This is a genomic window from Lysobacter sp. Hz25, assembly GCF_046097045.1.
In the GTDB taxonomy this organism is placed as follows: Bacteria; Pseudomonadota; Gammaproteobacteria; order Xanthomonadales; family Xanthomonadaceae; genus Lysobacter; species Lysobacter antibioticus_B.
This window is the reverse complement of the sequence record NZ_CP175666.1, coordinates 196,256-212,309: the sequence shown is the minus strand read 5'-3', so window position 1 is coordinate 212,309 and position 16,054 is coordinate 196,256. Positions and strand designations below refer to the sequence as shown.

Genomic DNA, 16,054 nt, shown 5'->3' with positions numbered 1-16,054 from the left:
CAGGAGCCGTCGCACCGCCTCGCCCGGGCCTGCCCGCCTGAGGGTTTCTCCCCAGCCGGGTTAGGGGGAAGTCCCGATGCGATCGCTCCGGGCGGCTGCGAATACTCCGGACACGCCTCACGTCCTGGGCGTTTCCGGAGCCATTCGACCATGTCATCGCGAATTCCCCGTAAGACCTTCCGCGTCTGCGCCATCGCCGCCGGCGTACTCGCCAGCGGCGTCGCCCTGGCCGACGCCCACCTCGACCCGCAGTTGCTCAAGCGCATGGCCGCCGTCGCCGGCACCGAGCCGCTGCAGGTGGTGGTCAGCTACAAGCAGTCCAGCCCGGTGACCCCGGCCCAGGTCGCGGCGCTGCGCGCGCTCGGCATCGACCAGGGCGTGACCATGCGGACCCTGCCGATCGCCGGCGCCCTGGCGACGCCGGCGGAGATCCGCGCCTTGGCCCAGCGCGACGACGTCGCCTCGATCTACTGGAATGCGCCGCTGCGTTACTTCAACAAGGAAGCGCGCGAGATCACCGGCGCCGCCCGCACCGTCGACCACCCCGGCGACTACGTGCGCGCAGTGCCGTTCAGCGGCGCCGGCATCACCGTGGTGGTCAACGACTCCGGCATCGACGCCACCCACGACGACCTCAAGTTCCGCGAGCACGTGGTCGAGAACACCCTCGGCACCACCAACCTCAACTCGCTCGACTCGATGCTGCCGATCTCCTACACCGAAGGAGTGATCAACACCGACCTCGGTTCCGGCCACGGCACCCATTGCGCCGGCACCATCGGCGGCAACGGCGCCCGCTCCAACGGCCTGTACCGCGGCGTGGCGCCGGGCGCGGACCTGGTCGGTTACGGTTCGGGTGCGGTGCTGCTGATCCTCGATGCGGTCGGCGGCCTCGACTACGCCGCGACCAAGCAATTCAGTTTCGATCATCCGATCCGCGTGACCAGCAACTCCTGGGGCAGCAGCGGCAAATTCGATCCGCTCAACCCGGTCAACGTGTCGACCTACGAGCTGTACAAGCGCGGCATCGTCAGCGTGTTCGCCGCCGGCAACGACGGCCCCGGCGAAGACACCCACAACCCCTACGCACAGGCGCCGTGGGTGATCTCGGTCGGCGCCGGCGAGAAGGACGGCGTGCTGACCGGCTTCTCCTCGCGCGGCAAGCGCGGCGAGAGCGGCAGCTTCACCATGCCCGACGGCCGCCAGTGGACCTATTTCAACCAGCCCACCATCGTCGCGCCGGGCGTGGACATCGTGTCCACGCGCGCACTGACCGGCGCCTTGCCGGCGACCGAAGCGCAGCACGACGCCGAAACCCTGGCGCCGGCCTATCTGGTCCACTACACCCACATGAGCGGCACCTCGATGGCGACGCCGCACGTCGCCGGCATCGTGGCGCTGATGCTGGAAGCCAATCCGAACCTGACCCCGGCGCAGATCAAGGACATCCTCGAGCGCACCTCGACCAACATGACCGGGCGCCTGGCCTGGGAAGCCGGTGCCGGCCACGTCAACGCCTACACCGCGGTCGCCGAGGCCGCCGCGCTGCGCTACGGCTTCGGCGCCACGGTCAACCCGCTGCGTGCGTTCAACGCCAACGCGATCCTGTCCGGCGGCGTGCCGAACCTGCCGTTCTCGGTCGACTTCGCTCCGGTCGGCACGGTCGAGGAACAAAGCTTCACCGTCGCCAGCGACATCGCCTGGGTCGCGGCCCGCGCCACCATCGGCGAGAACACCCTGGCGGTGGTGCTGACGGATCCGGACGGCATCAAGTACGGCTCCTCGATCGCCCTGCCGGTGCTCGGCGACACCGTCACCACCGGCGCGCCCGGCAAGCCCGGCGTGTGGAAGGTCAGCGTGCGCGGCGTCGGCTCGGTGTCCGGCACCAACCTCGACCCGGCCAAGGTCACCAACGGCTACGGCCTGCCCGGCACGGTCGATGGCGAAATCAGTTTCCTCAAGAGCGGCGGCTACACCGGTATGGGCGATGTCGCCACCCACGCGGCGCGCTCGGCGATCGAATTCGCCGTCGCCAACCGGCTGGTCGACGGTTACTCGGACCAGCAGTTCCGCCCCGATGCCACGCTCAAGCGCAGCGAACTGGCGCAGTACCTGTTGATGGGCCAGAGCGTGCGCCAGTACCTGCCGTTCAACGGCCGCTCCAGCTTCAGCGACCTCTCGCCCGGCGACGCGCGTTACGCCTATGCCGAATCCGCGGTCGCCAACGGCGGTGCATTGCGCGACCTGAGCCAGTCGCAGGACGGCGTGATGGGCACGCTCAACGGCGCGTTCCGCCCGAACGACAGCGTCAGCCGGGTCAGCCTGGCCTATTCGCTGGTGCAGAGCCTGGCCTTGCAGAGCGAAGCGCGCGCGTTCAACGGCCAGCTGACCGCGTTCTACGACGGCAAGCGCATCGCGGTGGACGATGCGGCGTCGATCCCGGCCAGCCTGCGCGGCTACGTGCAGTTGGCCCTCGACCGCGGCCTGATCAACGCGCGTTTCGCCGTCACCCAGGGCCCGTTCGATCTGCAGCCGACCCTGCACGCCTACTTCGACCCCGGCAAGACGGTGAGCCGCGCCGCCTTCGCCGTCGCCGCGGGCCGTTACCTGGTCGCCTACCAGAGCGCCCAGGACTGAGCTGCGAAGCAGGCCAGGGAGCTCGACGAGCGGCCCGGGAAACCGGGCCGCTTTTTGTCGCCGCATCCGCCAGTGCGACCGCGACGCGGCGCGCAAGGTGGCCGCACACGGCATTGCGGCAGGGGCAGATCGCGCCGTTCGCGGTTGCGCCTACAATCGGCGGATGGATCATCAACTCATCATCAAATTCTGGCGCAAGTCCCTGGCCGACGAGGCCTTCCTGGCGACGATCGAGGCCGAGTTAAAGGCCGCGCTGGGCGATACGGTCGAGCTGGAGGGTTACGACGTCAGCGCGAAAGAGATCAATCTGTTCATGCTGACCGCCGACCCGCGCCATAGCTTCCGCCGCGCCAAGGACGTGCTGGAACGCCTGGGCCTGATCCAGGGCATGTCGGCCGCGCATCGCCTGGTCGGCGGCGCGCGCTTCACTTCGCTGTGGCCGCTGCGCGCGATGCGCAAGTTCACCCTGCCCTAGCGCTTGCTTGCGACGACGTCGTCGTCCGTGTTCGCAGTACGCACGCCTCGTCGCGCGCGCCGCTGCTTTCCTCGAACCGCCATCGCATGCGGGCACGCCGTCGCGCTTCGTGTCGAACGAGTGCGCAGGCGCTGTAGCCGGGTGTGATCGCGATCCTGGTTTTCGCGATCGCGATCTTGCCTCGGCGGTTGATCCCCAGTCGCGCTTGCGGTTCGCGAGGACGGCGACGCACGGCGATTTGTCCTGACGCATGAGCCCGGCTACGATGCCGCGGGATCGCCGGCCTTGGGGAAGGCCGGCCCGACTGCCCGGTCTTGCCCCGCAGTCCCACTCTCTGGGTAGCACGCATCGACATCATGGCGACGCGCTTCATCATCGAAGACACCGATCACGCGCAATCGCTGAGCCAACACGGCTCGCTGGCCGAGGCGTGGGTGGAGTTGCGGCGTTTGTCGGGCATTCCCTGGGACCAGGCGCCGAACATCGCGCCGTGCACGGGTTGGCGCACCTGTGGCCGCTCCTACGAGATCATCGAATTCGACACCTCGCTGGACCCGTGGCGCGAAGTGCAGCGTGTGTCCGGCTTCGGCATCCGCGCACTCGGCGTGGTGTGGGCGCCGGATGCGCAACGCGACGAACCCTGAGCCGCTCGCGCTTCAATCCACCAGGAAACCGCCGGTGAGATTGAGGATGCCGCCGGTCATCGCCGAGGCGCGATCCGAAGCGGCATAGACCGCACTGCCGGCGATGTCGGCGAGCGTCGGCAGACGCTTGAGCAGCGTGCTCTCGGCCGCGCCCTGCAGCATCGCTTCGACCGAGATGCCGGCCTGGTCGGCAAGCGGCTGGAACACCTCGCGGCTGTGCGAACCCGCGTCCAGCGCTTCGGGGATCGCATGCGAACGCAGGCAGACGGTGCGAATACCGCGCCCGCCGAGTTCGCCGGCGAGATGGCGCGACATCGCTTCGACACCGGCGCAGGCGACGCAATGGCCCAGGTAGCCGGGACCGGTCATGCGCGCGACCGGCGTGACCAGGCTCAGGATGACGCCGCCGCGTTCGCCCATGTGGCGCGCGGCCGCCCGTGCGGTCAGATAGTTGGAGCGGATGTACGAGTGGACCGGATACTCGAAGTCGGCCGGCGGCAGTTCGGCGAACGGCACGCCCTGCACGTGCACGAAGGCCACCGCGTTGAAAACGATATCGATGGCGCCGGCCTTCGCCGCGACCGCCTCGGCGTGGCGATCGACGGCATCGGCATCGAGCGCATCGACCTGCGCGCTTTCGGCAATGCCGCCGGCTTTCGCTATGTCCGTCACGACCGCATCCAGACGCGCTTGGCTACGCCCGGCGAGGAACAAGCGAGCGCCTTCGCGCGCGAACGCACGCGCCACCGCGCCGCCGATCGCGCCGCCACCGCCGTGGATCACCGCCACCCTGCCTTCGAGCTCCCGCTTCATTGCGCCTCCGTTGAACCGCATCGCGATCGCCGTGCGTGCGCACCGACCGCGACTGCGCAGCGGCGCATTGAGGCGGCCAGCTAACACCCGCGCCGCACGGTTTTCAAGTTTGTGCGCGGGTTGCGGTTTCGCGGATCAGGCTTCTTCCCAGCTGATCCGCACCTCGTGCTTGCCGAGGACGAGGCGATATTCGAACGAAAAACTTTCCCCCGGCTCGAGCGAGCCGACCAGTTCGATGCTGCCGTCGTCCAAGGTCTTGGTTGCATACACGCCGGCCTGCACCAAAGCCTGCAGACGGCGTGCAGCCGCCGGCTGCCAGTACTTCGAGACCGCGGCGAACAGGCGCTCGATCGCGACTTCACGGGAAGGTGCGGGCGCACCGGGCGCATAGACCAGACTCACCGTCGTGCCGTAATGCACGCAACCGCCGCTGGCGACCGTGACCGTCTCGCCGTTGCGCAGTTTCCAGATGGCGGTGCCGGTGGCGGCATCGAGTCGGCCGCCGTGGCGCGCGGCGACTTGTTGCATGCGCTTGGCGAAATAGGCCTGGTCGAAATCGCAGTCGCTGTCCTGCGCACCGGCAGGCGATGCGGACAGGAGGACGCCGGCGCACAACAGCCAAGGGGCCAAACGCTTCATGCTGGCATCCTTTCGCGACGGCGATCCGGTCATGGCGCGACTATGCCGGCAAGCGCCCGGCCCGAGCAATGACCGTGCCTTGCGATTCGCATCGAGCGATGCCGATCGCGGGATGCCGCGCGTACGCAGATGCCTGAGCGGCCTATTCGACCTCTTCCGGCGGCGGCACGATCGCGCTGGGATCGAGGGCGAGACGGCCTGCGATCAGCACCGCCTGGGTGCGGTTGTTGGCGCCGAGCTTGCGCAGGATCGCGGTGACGTGGGCCTTGACCGTCGCTTCGGAGACGCCGAGTTCGTAGCCGATCTGTTTGTTGAGCAGGCCGGCGCCGAGCATCTGCAGAACGCGGAACTGCTGCGGGGTGAGGTCGCGCAGGCGTTGCGCGGCTTCGTGTTCGTCGGCATTCGCGGCCGGCGCGGCGAAGGCGGCGGCCGGCGCCCAACGGTCGCCGTCGAGCACCGTGGTCAGCGCCGCGCCGAGCGTCGCCGCGTCGGCGGACTTGGGTATGAAACCGACCGCGCCGTGATCCAGCGCGCGGCGCATCGTCGCCGGCTCCTCGCGCGCCGACACCACCACGATCGGCAACTGCGGATGCAGCGCGCGCAGATGCACGAGCGCGCTGAAGCCTTGCGCGCCGGGCATGTTGAGGTCGAGCAGCAACAGATCGGCGTCGGACTCGGCCTCGACCAGCGCGTACAGCGCATCGACGCTGTCGGCTTCGCGCAGGGCCGCGTCCGGCAGCACCCGCGCGACCGCGCCGCGCAAGGCTTCGCGGAACAGCGGGTGGTCGTCGGCGATCAGCAGGGTCGGCATGGGGCGGGCCTGGGCGGGGGAAGGGCGCTGCGGACGACGTACATGGCAGGAATCTTACGTCGTATAGGGGGTTCGTCCGCTATTGGACGATGGGTGAAGGCGGGTGAAATGTGGGTATGCATTCGTATGAACCCGGTCTCAAAACGCCCGCGCGCCGCCTGCGAGGCGACGCCAGCGCCGCCGGACAGCGGTTGTGGTGGCTGTTGCGGCGCGAGCAGATACTCGGCGTGCAGTTCTACCGGCAGAAGCCGTTGCTGCGTTATGTGGTCGACTTCTATGCGCCGGCGGCGGCGCTGATCGTCGAAGTCGATGGCGCGCAGCACGCCACCGATTCAGGCCTGGCGGCGGATGCAAGAAGGACGGTCGCGTTGGAGATGCTCGGGCTGAAGGTGATCCGCTTCGACAACCTGCAGGTGCTCAGGGAAACGGCTGCGGTGATGGAGGAGATATATCGCGTCGTGTCCGAGCGTTTGCCTGGGATCGTGAGTCACGATTGAAGGCAAAAGCCGAAGCAAATCCCCCCTCCCCCCCCTTTTTCAAAGGGGGGGAGGCGATAGGCGGGGATTCATCGACTGGGTGATTCACGAGCGAGGCCACGGGGAGCCTCGCTTTGGTAGCTCATGCTCAAACTGGCGCTGGCATTGGTGTGGCCGTGCTGTCGCTGTCCCCCCTTTGAAAAAGGGGGCAGGGGGGATTTGCTGTTGCTGTTGCTGTTGCTGTTGCTGTTGCTGTTGTTACTACAACCGGCCTCACCGCAACCAGCACGACCGCGATAACAGCCGTGCCAGCCAGGCAGTGACGCTCTTACCGTCCCAGTCGCTCGCTCACCAGGCTCTCGACCACCGACGGGTCGGCGAGCGTGCTGGTGTCGCCCAACTGGTCCGGCGCGTTCTCGGCGATCTTGCGCAGGATGCGGCGCATGATCTTGCCCGAACGGGTCTTCGGCAGGCCCGGCGCCCACTGCAGGTGGTCGGGCGTGGCGATCGGGCCGATCTCCTTGCGCACCCAGGCCACCAGCTCCTTGCGCAGTTCGTCGTTCTGCGCTTCGCCGGCGATCAGGGTCACGTAGGCGTAGATGCCCTGGCCCTTGAGGTCGTGCGGGAAACCGACCACGGCCGCTTCGGCGACCTTGGGGTGCGAGACCAGGGCACTCTCGACTTCGGCGGTGCCGATGCGGTGGCCGCTGACGTTGATGACGTCGTCGACGCGCCCGGTGATCCAGTAGTAACCGTCGGCATCGCGGCGGCAGCCGTCGCCGGTGAAGTAACTGCCGGGGTAGGTCTTGAAATAGGTCTCGATGAAACGCGGGTGGTCGCCGTAGACGGTGCGCATCTGCCCGGGCCAGGAATCCTTCAGCACCAGATTGCCTTCGGCCTCGCCTGCGAGCTCGCCGCCGTTGGCGTCGACCAGGGCCGGCTGCGCGCCGAAGAAGGGCTTGCTCGCCGAACCGGGCTTGAGGTCGATCGCGCCGGCCAGCGGGGTGATCAGGATGCCGCCGGTCTCGGTCTGCCACCAGGTGTCGACGATCGGGCAACGCGAATCGCCGACCACCTCGTAATACCAACGCCAGGCTTCGGGGTTGATCGGTTCGCCGACCGTGCCGAGCAGACGCAACGAAGCGCGCGAGGTCTTCTTGACCGGCTCGTCGCCGTCGCGCATCAGCGCGCGGATCGCGGTCGGCGCGGTGTAGAACACGCTCACCTTGTGCTTGTCGATCACGTTCCAGAAACGCGACACGTCCGGATAGTTCGGCACGCCCTCGAACACCAGCGCGGTGGCGCCGTTGGCGAGCGGGCCATAGACGATGTAACTGTGACCGGTGACCCAGCCGACGTCGGCGGTGCACCAGTAGATGTCGTCTTCGCGCAGGTCGAACACCGCCTCGTGGGTGAAGCTGGCATAGACCAGGTAACCGCCGGTGGTGTGCAGCACGCCCTTGGGCTTGCCGGTGCTGCCGGAGGTGTAGAGGATGAACAACGGGTCTTCCGCGTTCATGCGCTCGGGCTCGCAGGTTTCCGGCTGGCCTTCGACCACCGCGTCGTACCAGCGGTCGCGCGGCATCTGCATGTCGACTGCGGCGCCGGTGTGGCGCACCACCAGCACGGTTTCGACCGAGTTGGTGCCGGGCAGCCTCAGGGCCGCATCGACGTTGGCCTTGAGCGGAATCTTCTTGCTGCCGCGCAGGCCTTCGTCGGCGGTGATGACGAGCTTGCTGGCGCAATCGGCGACGCGGTCGGCGATCGAGTTCGGGGCGAAGCCGCCGAACACCACCGAGTGAATCGCGCCGACCCGGGCGCAGGCGAGCATCGCCACCACGGCCTCGGGAATCATCGGCAGGTAGATGGTGATGCGGTCGCCCTTCTTGATGCCGAGGTTGCGCAGCGCATTGGCCAGGCGGCACACGCGCGCATGCAGCTCGCGGTACGTGATGTGCTCGGCCGGCAGGTTCGGGTCGTCGTGCTCGAACAGCAGCGCGGTCTTGTCGCCGCGCTCGGCCAGATGGCGGTCGAGGCAGTTGACGCTGGCGTTGAGCTCGCCGTCCTCGTACCAGTGGATATGGAAGTCGGCCAGATCGAAGCTGACGTTCTTGATCTTGGTCGGCACCTTGAACCAGTCCAGGCGCTTGGCCACGCCGCCCCAGAACGCGTCGGGGTCGGCGACCGATTCGGCGTAGAGACGCTCGTAGTCTTCGCGCCGGTAGCGCGACTTCGCAGCGAAGTCCGCGTCGGTCGGGTAGACGGTGACGGGGTGAGTCATGAGTGGGGGCTCCGTAAGACGGCTGGGATTCGGGATTGGGGATTCGAGAATCGACCGAGCCATCATCGCAGCTTACGAATCCCGAATCCGCAATCCCCGCCCTCGACCCGTCGGGCCTCCCAGTTTGCCGCATTCATCGCGACCGCCGCCGCGGCACCCATTTAGACCTTGGTCGTAACTTGGTCGTAAATGGAGAACTGAATCGCGCCGTTACGACCAATGGCGAATGGTGAAGCCGTCTCGGCCGCGCGCAGGCTGGCCCCAGCCGCACGTACCGCGCGGCGTTCCTCGGGAGGGAATCATGACGTTCACTAGTGTGCTCACACGCACGGCACCGCAGCGCGCGGCGATGCGACGGCGGCCCCTGGCCGCGGCCTTGCTGGTCGCCCTGGCGCTGCCCGGCCTGGCTTTCGCGCAGACGGCAAAGGAAAAAGAACTCGAAACGCGCGTCGCCGAACTCGAACGCATGGTCCAGCAACTGGTCTCGCAACAGCAGCAGGTGCAGACCCAGGTCACCGAGGTCAAGGCCGCACAGGCCGCCGCACCGACCGCGGTCGCGGCGACGCCGGCCAAGCCCGGCATCCAGAGCACGCCGATCTCGACCGCCGGCAATCCCGGCACCCGTTTCAGCTACGGCGGTTTCATCAAGCTCGACGCCTCGGTCACCCAGACCAACGACGGCGACATCGCCGACGGTTCGGTCGGGCGCCTGTTCTACGTGCCCAAGGCGATTCCGGTCGGCGGCGCGGCCACCCGCGAAGGCGGCAGCGACACCGACATGGGCGCGAACTTCTCGCGCTTCTGGTTCGCCGCCGACACCGACCTGGAAAGCGGCGACAAGCTCAAGGGCTATCTGGAATTCGACCTCTACGGCGGCGGCAGCACCGCCTTCACCGGCAGCGAGGTCGCCACCAACACTTACGCGCTGACGCTGCGCCAGGCCTACGTGACCTGGAACAAGTGGATGGCCGGCCAGGCCTGGTCGAACTTCCAGGACACCGCGGCGTTGCCGGACACGGTCGATTTCCTCGGCCCCACCGAGGGCACGGTGTTCGTGCGCCAGGCGCAACTGCGCTACACCAGCGGGCCGTGGTCGTTCTCGATCGAAAACCCGGAAACCGTGTACACGCCGTTCCGCGGCAACATGGCCCAGGTCGCCGGCGACGACGGCGCGGTGCCGGACGTGACCGCGCGCTACACCGCCAAGGGCGACTGGGGCCACTTCAGCGTCGGCGCGCTCGCCCGCCAGCTCAAGTATCAGTCCGGTCGCATCAACGACAGCAACACCGGCTACGGCCTGAGCCTGTCGGGCAAGTGGAACCTCGGCGCCAAGGACGACCTGCGCTACATGATCACCACCGGCAGCGGCATCGGCCGCTACGTCGGCCTGGCGCTCAACAACGACGCCGTGCTCGACGCCAGCGGCGACCTGGAGAACATCGATCTGGTTTCGGGCTTCGTCGGCTGGCGCCACGCGTTCACCCCGAAGCTGCGCGGCAACCTGTTCTATTCGCGCGCCGAGTACGACAACAAGACCGCATTGACCGGCCTGGGCATCACCAAGTCGGCGCAATCGGCCCACATCAACCTGATCTATACCCCGATCCCGAAACTCGACCTGGGTGCCGAGTACATCTGGGGCCAGCGCGAGATCGAAAGCGGCGACCGCGGCGAGATCAACCGCCTGCAGACCCACGTCAAGTACAGCTTCTGATCGGAAAGTCGCGACAGCAACATAGAAAGAATCGCCCCGGCGGGCCCCGGCCCGCTCCTCTCCACTGTTCGGGGGAACAGACATGTCCAGCATCGCCGCAAACTCAGCGCCGCACACCGCGCCGCTGACCAAGGACCACAAGAAGGTCATCTTCGCCTCCAGCCTCGGCACCGTGTTCGAGTGGTACGACTTCTACCTCTACGGTTCGCTCGCCGTGATCATCGGCAAGCAGTTCTTCGGCGGTTTGAACGAGACCAGCCAGTTCATCTTCGCCCTGCTCGCCTTCGCCGCCGGTTTCGCGGTGCGGCCGTTCGGCGCGCTGGTGTTCGGCCGCCTCGGCGACATGATCGGACGCAAGTACACCTTCCTGGTCACCATCGTGATCATGGGCCTGGCGACCTTCCTGGTCGGCATCCTGCCCAGTTACGCCACCCTGGGCATCGCCGCGCCGGTCATCCTGATCACCTTGCGGTTGTTGCAGGGCCTGGCGCTCGGCGGCGAGTACGGCGGCGCGGCGACCTACGTCGCCGAGCACGCGCCCAACGGCAAGCGCGGCTTGTACACCAGCTTCATCCAGACCACCGCGACGCTCGGTCTGTTCCTGTCGCTGCTGGTGATCTGGGCCTGCCGCAATTACCTGGGCAAGGAAGATTTCGAGTCCTGGGGCTGGCGCATCCCGTTCTGGTTCTCGGTGATCCTGCTCGGCGTGTCGGTGTGGATCCGCATGCAATTGGCCGAATCGCCGCTGTTCCAGCAGATGAAGGCCGAAGGCAAGACCTCCAAGGCGCCGATCACCGAGAGCTTCTTCTCCAAGAACGGCAAGATCGCCCTGTTCGCCCTGCTCGGCGCCACCGCCGGCCAGGCCGTGGTCTGGTACGGCGGCCAGTTCTACTCGCTGTTCTTCCTCACCAAGACCCTCGGCATGGACCCGAACCAGGCCGATATCTTCATCGCGATCGCCCTGGCCCTGGCCACCGGCGGCTTCATCTTTTTCGGCTGGCTGTCGGACAAGATCGGCCGCAAGAAGATCGTGCTGGCCGGCTGCCTGATCGCGGTGTTCACCTACTTCCCGGTGTTCAAGGCGCTCACCCATAACGTCAACCCGGCCCTGGAAGCCGCGGTCGCCGCCTCGCCGGTCACCGTCACCGCCGATCCGGAGCGCTGCGCGTTCCAGTTCGACCCGGTCGGCAAGGCGACCTTCAAGCAGTCCTGCGACATCATCAAGTCGGCGCTGGCCAAGAAGGGCATTCCCTACGTCAACGCGGCCGGCCCGGCCGGCAGCGTCGCCACGGTCAGCATCGGCGGCGCCAGCCTGAGCAGCTTCGAAGGCGAATCGCTCGACGGCGCCACCTTCAAGACGCAGTCGGAAGCCTTCGGCAAGCAACTGACCGAAGCGCTGCAGACCGCGGGCTATCCGGCCAAGGCCGACCCGGCGCAGATCAACAAGCCGATGGTGATCGCGCTGCTGACCTTCCTGGTGCTGCTGGTGACGATGGTCTACGGCCCGATCGCCGCCTGGCTGGTCGAGTTGTTCCCGACCCGCATCCGCTACACCTCGATGTCGCTGCCGTACCACATCGGCAACGGCTGGTTCGGCGGCTTCCTGCCGTTCACCGCGTTCGCCATCGTCGCCGCCACCGGCAACATCTACAGCGGCCTGTGGTATCCGATCATCGTCGCCGCCATGACGGTGGTGATCGGCGCCTTGTTCCTGCCGGAAACCAAGGACCGCGACATCACCGTATAACCTCTCCGCCTGCTAGCGCTGCAACGACGACGCCGGCCTCGCGCCGGCGTCGTCTTTTGCGCTGCCGCCCGGCCCCGCGGATTCGCGGCTTGACAGGGTTTTGCGCCGCGACCAACACTCGGCCGCGGCTTGCACGCGCAAACCCGCCCGCCGCCTTCTTGTCGGAACCGATGCCGATGGAATCCCTTGCCGCCCTGCTCGCCGACGTTCGCGCGTGCAGGCTGTGCGCCGCGCATCTGCCCGATGGCCCGCGGCCGGTGCTGCAGATGAGCGCGCAGTCGCGCATCCTGATCGCCGGACAGGCGCCCGGCCGTAAGGTGCACGCGAGCGGCCTGCCCTTCGACGATGCCAGCGGCGAACGCCTGCGCGCCTGGCTCGGCCTGGATCGCGAACGTTTCTACGACGCTGGCCAGGTGGCGATCCTGCCGATGGGCTTCTGCTATCCGGGCACCGCGAAGTCCGGCGACCTGCCGCCGCGCCCCGAGTGCGCGCCGGCCTGGCGCCGGCGTCTGCTGGCGCAGTTCCAACGGCTGCGCCTGACCCTGGTCATCGGCCAGTACGCGCAGGCCTATCACCTGCCCGACGCCGGCGACACCTTGACCGCCGCGGTCGCATCCTGGCGCGAGCGCTGGCCGCATACGGTGGCGCTGCCGCATCCGAGCCCGCGCAACAATCTCTGGCTCAAACGCAACCCCTGGTTCGAACGCGAGCTGGTGCCGGCCCTCCGCGAACGGGTCGCGCAGGCGCTGTCCGAAGACGCTTGAGCGAGCTCCGCAGCACAGCACCGACGCTCACTGGTAAACGAACTTCGGCATCTCCCACTCGTAGCGGATCGCCAACAGGCGGAAGGAGAAGCCGCCGCCGAGACAGAGCAGCACGGCCAGGTTCTCGGCGACGCCGAAGCGCAGCATCGCCAGATAGGCCACGCCGGTCAGTAGCGAGATCACCGCGTACAACTCGCGCTGGAACACCAGCGGGATCTCGTTGCACAGCACGTCGCGCAACACGCCGCCGAACGCGCCGGTCAACATGCCGGCGATGACGACGATGGCCGGCGCGTGCCCGCCTTCGCGCGCCACCGAACAGCCGATCAGGGTGAAGGCGATCAGGCCGAGCGCGTCCAGCCAGAGGAAGGCGCGGCGCAAACGGTGCAGTCTCTTGGCCAGGAAGGTCGCGGCGATCGCCGCGCCGATGGTGTAGCCCAGGTACTCGGGATGCCGCACCCAGCCGAGCGGGTAGTGACCGAGCACGATGTCGCGCAGCGAGCCGCCGCCGAGCGCGGTGACGCTGGCGATGATGACGACGCCGAACAGGTCCATGCGCCGCTTGCCGGCGGCGAGCGCGCCGGTCATGGCTTCGGCGCTGATGGCGATGAGATAGATCAGTTGCAATAACACGGCGGTTCTCCGTCGGACGGGCACGAATGAACCGCGGCCGGGCACGAAGACGCGAACGCGCCGCTGCGATGAGGACGCAGCGGCCGGGCGGCACGGCAAGCGCAGGCGCGGCCGTGAGCCGCATGCGCTTGCCTGTCTCCGTGGCCCGAAGGCCGCGATGCCGCTCCCGCTGTCCTTTTACCTGAGAGTTTGGGCGGCGCGCTGTCGCGACAGCGGCCGCTTGCCCCTTCGGTGGGCCGCGTCGCGGCCTCTCTCCAGATCGGCGTGTTCGTTGCAGTGTTCCGGCCGATGAAGGGCCGAGCCTGAGCGATTATGGGAGCCTGCGCCTTCGGCGGGCAGCGGCCTTCGGCCGGCGCCACTCTTCAGCAACGGGGGCATGGTAGCAGCCCATCCCGATTCAATGAGCCGCTTCGTCATGTCCGTGTAGGAGCGGCGTGAGCCGCGACCGTGCATGGACGGCGACGACGCCCCCCCTGCCCTCCCTCTCCAAAGCGGGGACTCGTCTCGGCGGTATTCAGCGACCGACCTGACCTGCACGCTCCGGCCGCTCGGCCGCCAAGGCCTCGACCATCGACTGCTCCAGCGACCGCTGCGGGTCGGCGCGGATCGCATCGAGCTCGCCGGCCGGCCAGTCGCGGCGCAGGCGCCCGTCCATCAGCAACAGCGCGCGGCTGATGAAGCGCTCGGCGACGTCGAGCGAATGGGTCGCCAGCAACACGGCGGTGCCGCGCTCGTGAGCGAGCTGCTGCAGATGGCGCTTGAGCGCGTAGGCGCTGAGTGGGTCGAGGCCGTTGAGCGGTTCGTCGAGCACCAGCAAGGGCGGCTCGCCGAGCAGGCCGAGCGCGATCGCCAGTTTCTGGCGAGTGCCGAGCGAGTACTGGCCGATGCGGCGATCCAGCATCGGCGCCAGCGCCAGGGTCTCGGCGAGGGCCAGCGTCGGCGCGGGAATTTCGCTGAGCTCGCGCGTACCGGCGAACAGACGCAGGCATTCGCGACCGGTCAACAACGGCGGCAGGCGCGCCGGGTCGACCGCGAAGCCGAGCAGGCGCCGCGCCTGCAGCGGTGCGCGGGCGAGGTCGTGGCCGCCGATCAACACGCGCCCCGCGCTCGCCCGCTGCAGCCCGGCCAGGCAATGCAGCAGGGTGGTCTTGCCGGAACCGTTCGGACCGATCAGCGCGGCGAATTCGCCAGCCTGCAAGCGCAGATCGATGCCGTGCAGCACCGCGTGCTCGTCGTAGCGGTGCTGCAGGCCATCGAGTTCGAGCAGGACGGTCATCGCGACAAAGGCCGGTGAAGGAGCGGACGCAGCGCAAGCAGCGCTGGCGATGAAAGGACGAGCAGGATCGCGAGCAATACCGGCGCGGCACGCCAGGTCAGCGACAACAACGCGGCGCCGACGCCCGCGAATGCCAGGGCGCAGAGCAAGGCGAAGGCCGGATACCGCCAGGCCGCCTGCGCCAGCCGGTGCGGCGCGCGCGGCGTGCTCGCCAGCAAGGCGTCGGCATCGAGCGTCGCGGCGACGCAGGCCTGCAGGATCAGACTGAACCAGGCCAGCGCGATGGCGATCAGCAACACACCGATACCGCTGCTCGCACCGGTCGAACTCGGCAGGCCGAACAGCACCGCGCCGATCATCCAGGCGTGGCCGCCGCGGCGCCAGCGCAACACGCCTTCGCGCCGTTGCCAGTCGCTGAGGTGCGGCAACCGCGCATCGTCGAGCCAGGCCAGGCCGAACACCGGCAGGCGCGCGCCTTCGCGCAAACGCTGCGCCGGATGGCGACGATGGCGCAGGGCCGCGAACAGACCCAGCACGGCGCCGAGCGCGAGCCCGCCGTCGACGACCCAGTACGCGGCGCGCAGGCTCGCGCGGTCGCCACCGCAGGCGGCGAGCACGGTCGCCGCGAATGCCATCGCCGCCAGCGTCGCCAGGCCGGCCAGCAAGACCAGGCTGCGCGTGGCCCGCGACGGCTCGATCGGCGCCGCCGCCCACCAACCCAGGCGCAGGTACTCATCGAGCGCGATCAAGCGTCCGCGCGCAACCGCATACGCCGTAGCCATGGCGAGCAGACCGAACGGCAGCGGCAAGCCTGCGATCAGGCGCGGCAGGGCCTCGGCCAGGGCCGCGGCATCGCCGCCCCAGCCAAGCAACAACAACGGCAAGACGATCGCCGCGGCGGCCGCCGCCGACAGGGTCCGTCCGCGTCGCCATGCGCCGCCGCGCGCGGCGACGAGGCGCGCTTCGGCGAACCAGGGATGCAGCATTCGGCCCATCGCAGGAGGTCCTCGGCGATCGATCGGGAAACCGGAATCGGCGTTGTCGACGGCACTGCGCAGGACCCGGCGGCGACGCGCGGCGCGCTCGTGCGGGCACGCCGGTTACGCCCCCGCAGCGGTCCCGTCGACGATGCGGACTGTACCGG

The 16,054-nt window shown here is 68.2% G+C and carries 14 protein-coding genes and 1 riboswitch; of the genes, 7 read left to right on the top strand and 7 right to left on the bottom strand.

Annotation, left to right across the window (positions count from 1 at the left end; all coding sequences use genetic code 11):
• Positions 1-150 precede the first annotated feature (150 nt).
• The 3 genes from ACKN61_RS00875 to ACKN61_RS00865 all read left to right on the top strand — a co-directional run bounded on the left by ACKN61_RS00875 (position 151) and on the right by ACKN61_RS00865 (position 3,756).
• Positions 151-2,637 carry a S8 family peptidase gene (locus tag ACKN61_RS00875; RefSeq protein ID WP_408951880.1) on the top strand — a complete coding sequence of 829 codons (2,487 nt, stop codon included), beginning with the start codon at positions 151-153 and terminating at the stop codon, positions 2,635-2,637.
• A gap of 163 nt (positions 2,638-2,800) precedes the next feature.
• Positions 2,801-3,112: a hypothetical protein gene (locus tag ACKN61_RS00870; protein ID WP_031370630.1), complete on the top strand. Its 312-nt coding sequence runs from the start codon at positions 2,801-2,803 to the stop codon at positions 3,110-3,112.
• A gap of 356 nt (positions 3,113-3,468) precedes the next feature.
• Positions 3,469-3,756: a hypothetical protein gene (locus ACKN61_RS00865; protein ID WP_031370629.1), complete on the top strand. Its 288-nt coding sequence runs from the start codon at positions 3,469-3,471 to the stop codon at positions 3,754-3,756.
• Positions 3,757-3,768: 12 nt separating this feature from the next.
• On the opposite strand, the gene ACKN61_RS00860 is transcribed toward ACKN61_RS00865, so the two are convergent.
• The 3 genes from ACKN61_RS00860 to ACKN61_RS00850 form a co-directional block, all read right to left on the bottom strand.
• The gene (locus ACKN61_RS00860; protein ID WP_408951879.1) at positions 3,769-4,569 is read right to left on the bottom strand and encodes an SDR family NAD(P)-dependent oxidoreductase; all 801 of its coding nucleotides are present in this window, start codon (positions 4,567-4,569) and stop codon (positions 3,769-3,771) included.
• A gap of 135 nt (positions 4,570-4,704) precedes the next feature.
• Complete coding sequence (locus ACKN61_RS00855) at positions 4,705-5,208, bottom strand: hypothetical protein (RefSeq protein ID WP_408951878.1); 504 nt, start codon at positions 5,206-5,208, stop codon at positions 4,705-4,707.
• A gap of 142 nt (positions 5,209-5,350) precedes the next feature.
• Complete coding sequence (locus tag ACKN61_RS00850) at positions 5,351-6,019, bottom strand: response regulator transcription factor (protein ID WP_031370625.1); 669 nt, start codon at positions 6,017-6,019, stop codon at positions 5,351-5,353.
• Positions 6,020-6,210: 191 nt separating this feature from the next.
• Between ACKN61_RS00850 and ACKN61_RS00845 the strand changes: the two genes are divergently transcribed.
• A complete protein-coding gene (locus tag ACKN61_RS00845; RefSeq protein ID WP_408951877.1) occupies positions 6,211-6,516 on the top strand; it encodes an endonuclease domain-containing protein in 306 nt (101 codons plus the stop codon).
• Positions 6,517-6,823: 307 nt separating this feature from the next.
• On the opposite strand, the gene acs is transcribed toward ACKN61_RS00845, so the two are convergent.
• Positions 6,824-8,776 (bottom strand): acetate--CoA ligase, encoded by a 1,953-nt coding sequence (gene acs / locus ACKN61_RS00840; protein ID WP_408951876.1) that lies wholly within the window; start codon positions 8,774-8,776, stop codon positions 6,824-6,826.
• A gap of 301 nt (positions 8,777-9,077) precedes the next feature.
• Here acs and ACKN61_RS00835 point away from each other — a divergent pair, with 301 nt between their 5' ends.
• From ACKN61_RS00835 to ACKN61_RS00825, 3 genes are all read left to right on the top strand, one after another.
• On the top strand, positions 9,078-10,490 hold the full coding sequence (locus ACKN61_RS00835) for a DcaP family trimeric outer membrane transporter (protein ID WP_408951875.1): 1,413 nt from the start codon (positions 9,078-9,080) through the stop codon (positions 10,488-10,490).
• An 82-nt stretch (positions 10,491-10,572) separates the two neighbouring features.
• Positions 10,573-12,237, top strand: coding sequence for an MFS transporter (locus tag ACKN61_RS00830; RefSeq protein WP_408951874.1), 1,665 nt, complete (start codon positions 10,573-10,575; stop codon positions 12,235-12,237).
• A 176-nt stretch (positions 12,238-12,413) separates the two neighbouring features.
• Positions 12,414-13,001, top strand: coding sequence for a uracil-DNA glycosylase family protein (locus ACKN61_RS00825; RefSeq protein WP_408951873.1), 588 nt, complete (start codon positions 12,414-12,416; stop codon positions 12,999-13,001).
• Positions 13,002-13,028: 27 nt separating this feature from the next.
• Here ACKN61_RS00825 and ACKN61_RS00820 read toward each other — a convergent pair whose 3' ends face one another.
• The 3 genes from ACKN61_RS00820 to ACKN61_RS00810 all read right to left on the bottom strand — a co-directional run bounded on the left by ACKN61_RS00820 (position 13,029) and on the right by ACKN61_RS00810 (position 15,905).
• Positions 13,029-13,634 carry a trimeric intracellular cation channel family protein gene (locus ACKN61_RS00820; RefSeq protein WP_408951872.1) on the bottom strand — a complete coding sequence of 202 codons (606 nt, stop codon included), beginning with the start codon at positions 13,632-13,634 and terminating at the stop codon, positions 13,029-13,031.
• Positions 13,635-13,795: 161 nt separating this feature from the next.
• Positions 13,796-13,902, bottom strand: a riboswitch (glycine riboswitch).
• A 246-nt stretch (positions 13,903-14,148) separates the two neighbouring features.
• Positions 14,149-14,910, bottom strand: a complete 762-nt coding sequence (locus ACKN61_RS00815; RefSeq protein ID WP_408951871.1) for an ABC transporter ATP-binding protein — start codon at positions 14,908-14,910, stop codon at positions 14,149-14,151.
• Positions 14,907-15,905 (bottom strand): hypothetical protein, encoded by a 999-nt coding sequence (locus ACKN61_RS00810; protein WP_408951870.1) that lies wholly within the window; start codon positions 15,903-15,905, stop codon positions 14,907-14,909. The genes ACKN61_RS00815 and ACKN61_RS00810 overlap by 4 nt, the downstream gene beginning before the upstream one ends.
• Positions 15,906-16,054 lie beyond the last annotated feature (149 nt).

Coding starts and splice junctions, on each gene's coding strand:
- ACKN61_RS00875 (WP_408951880.1), top strand. CDS start 151: ATGTCATCGCGAATTCCCCGTAAGACCTTCCGCGTCTGCGCCATCGCC.
- ACKN61_RS00870 (WP_031370630.1), top strand. CDS start 2,801: ATGGATCATCAACTCATCATCAAATTCTGGCGCAAGTCCCTGGCCGAC.
- ACKN61_RS00865 (WP_031370629.1), top strand. CDS start 3,469: ATGGCGACGCGCTTCATCATCGAAGACACCGATCACGCGCAATCGCTG.
- ACKN61_RS00860 (WP_408951879.1), bottom strand. CDS start 4,569: ATGAAGCGGGAGCTCGAAGGCAGGGTGGCGGTGATCCACGGCGGTGGC.
- ACKN61_RS00855 (WP_408951878.1), bottom strand. CDS start 5,208: ATGAAGCGTTTGGCCCCTTGGCTGTTGTGCGCCGGCGTCCTCCTGTCC.
- ACKN61_RS00850 (WP_031370625.1), bottom strand. CDS start 6,019: ATGCCGACCCTGCTGATCGCCGACGACCACCCGCTGTTCCGCGAAGCC.
- acs (WP_408951876.1), bottom strand. CDS start 8,776: ATGACTCACCCCGTCACCGTCTACCCGACCGACGCGGACTTCGCTGCG.
- ACKN61_RS00835 (WP_408951875.1), top strand. CDS start 9,078: ATGACGTTCACTAGTGTGCTCACACGCACGGCACCGCAGCGCGCGGCG.
- ACKN61_RS00830 (WP_408951874.1), top strand. CDS start 10,573: ATGTCCAGCATCGCCGCAAACTCAGCGCCGCACACCGCGCCGCTGACC.
- ACKN61_RS00825 (WP_408951873.1), top strand. CDS start 12,414: ATGGAATCCCTTGCCGCCCTGCTCGCCGACGTTCGCGCGTGCAGGCTG.
- ACKN61_RS00815 (WP_408951871.1), bottom strand. CDS start 14,910: ATGACCGTCCTGCTCGAACTCGATGGCCTGCAGCACCGCTACGACGAG.
- ACKN61_RS00810 (WP_408951870.1), bottom strand. CDS start 15,905: ATGGGCCGAATGCTGCATCCCTGGTTCGCCGAAGCGCGCCTCGTCGCC.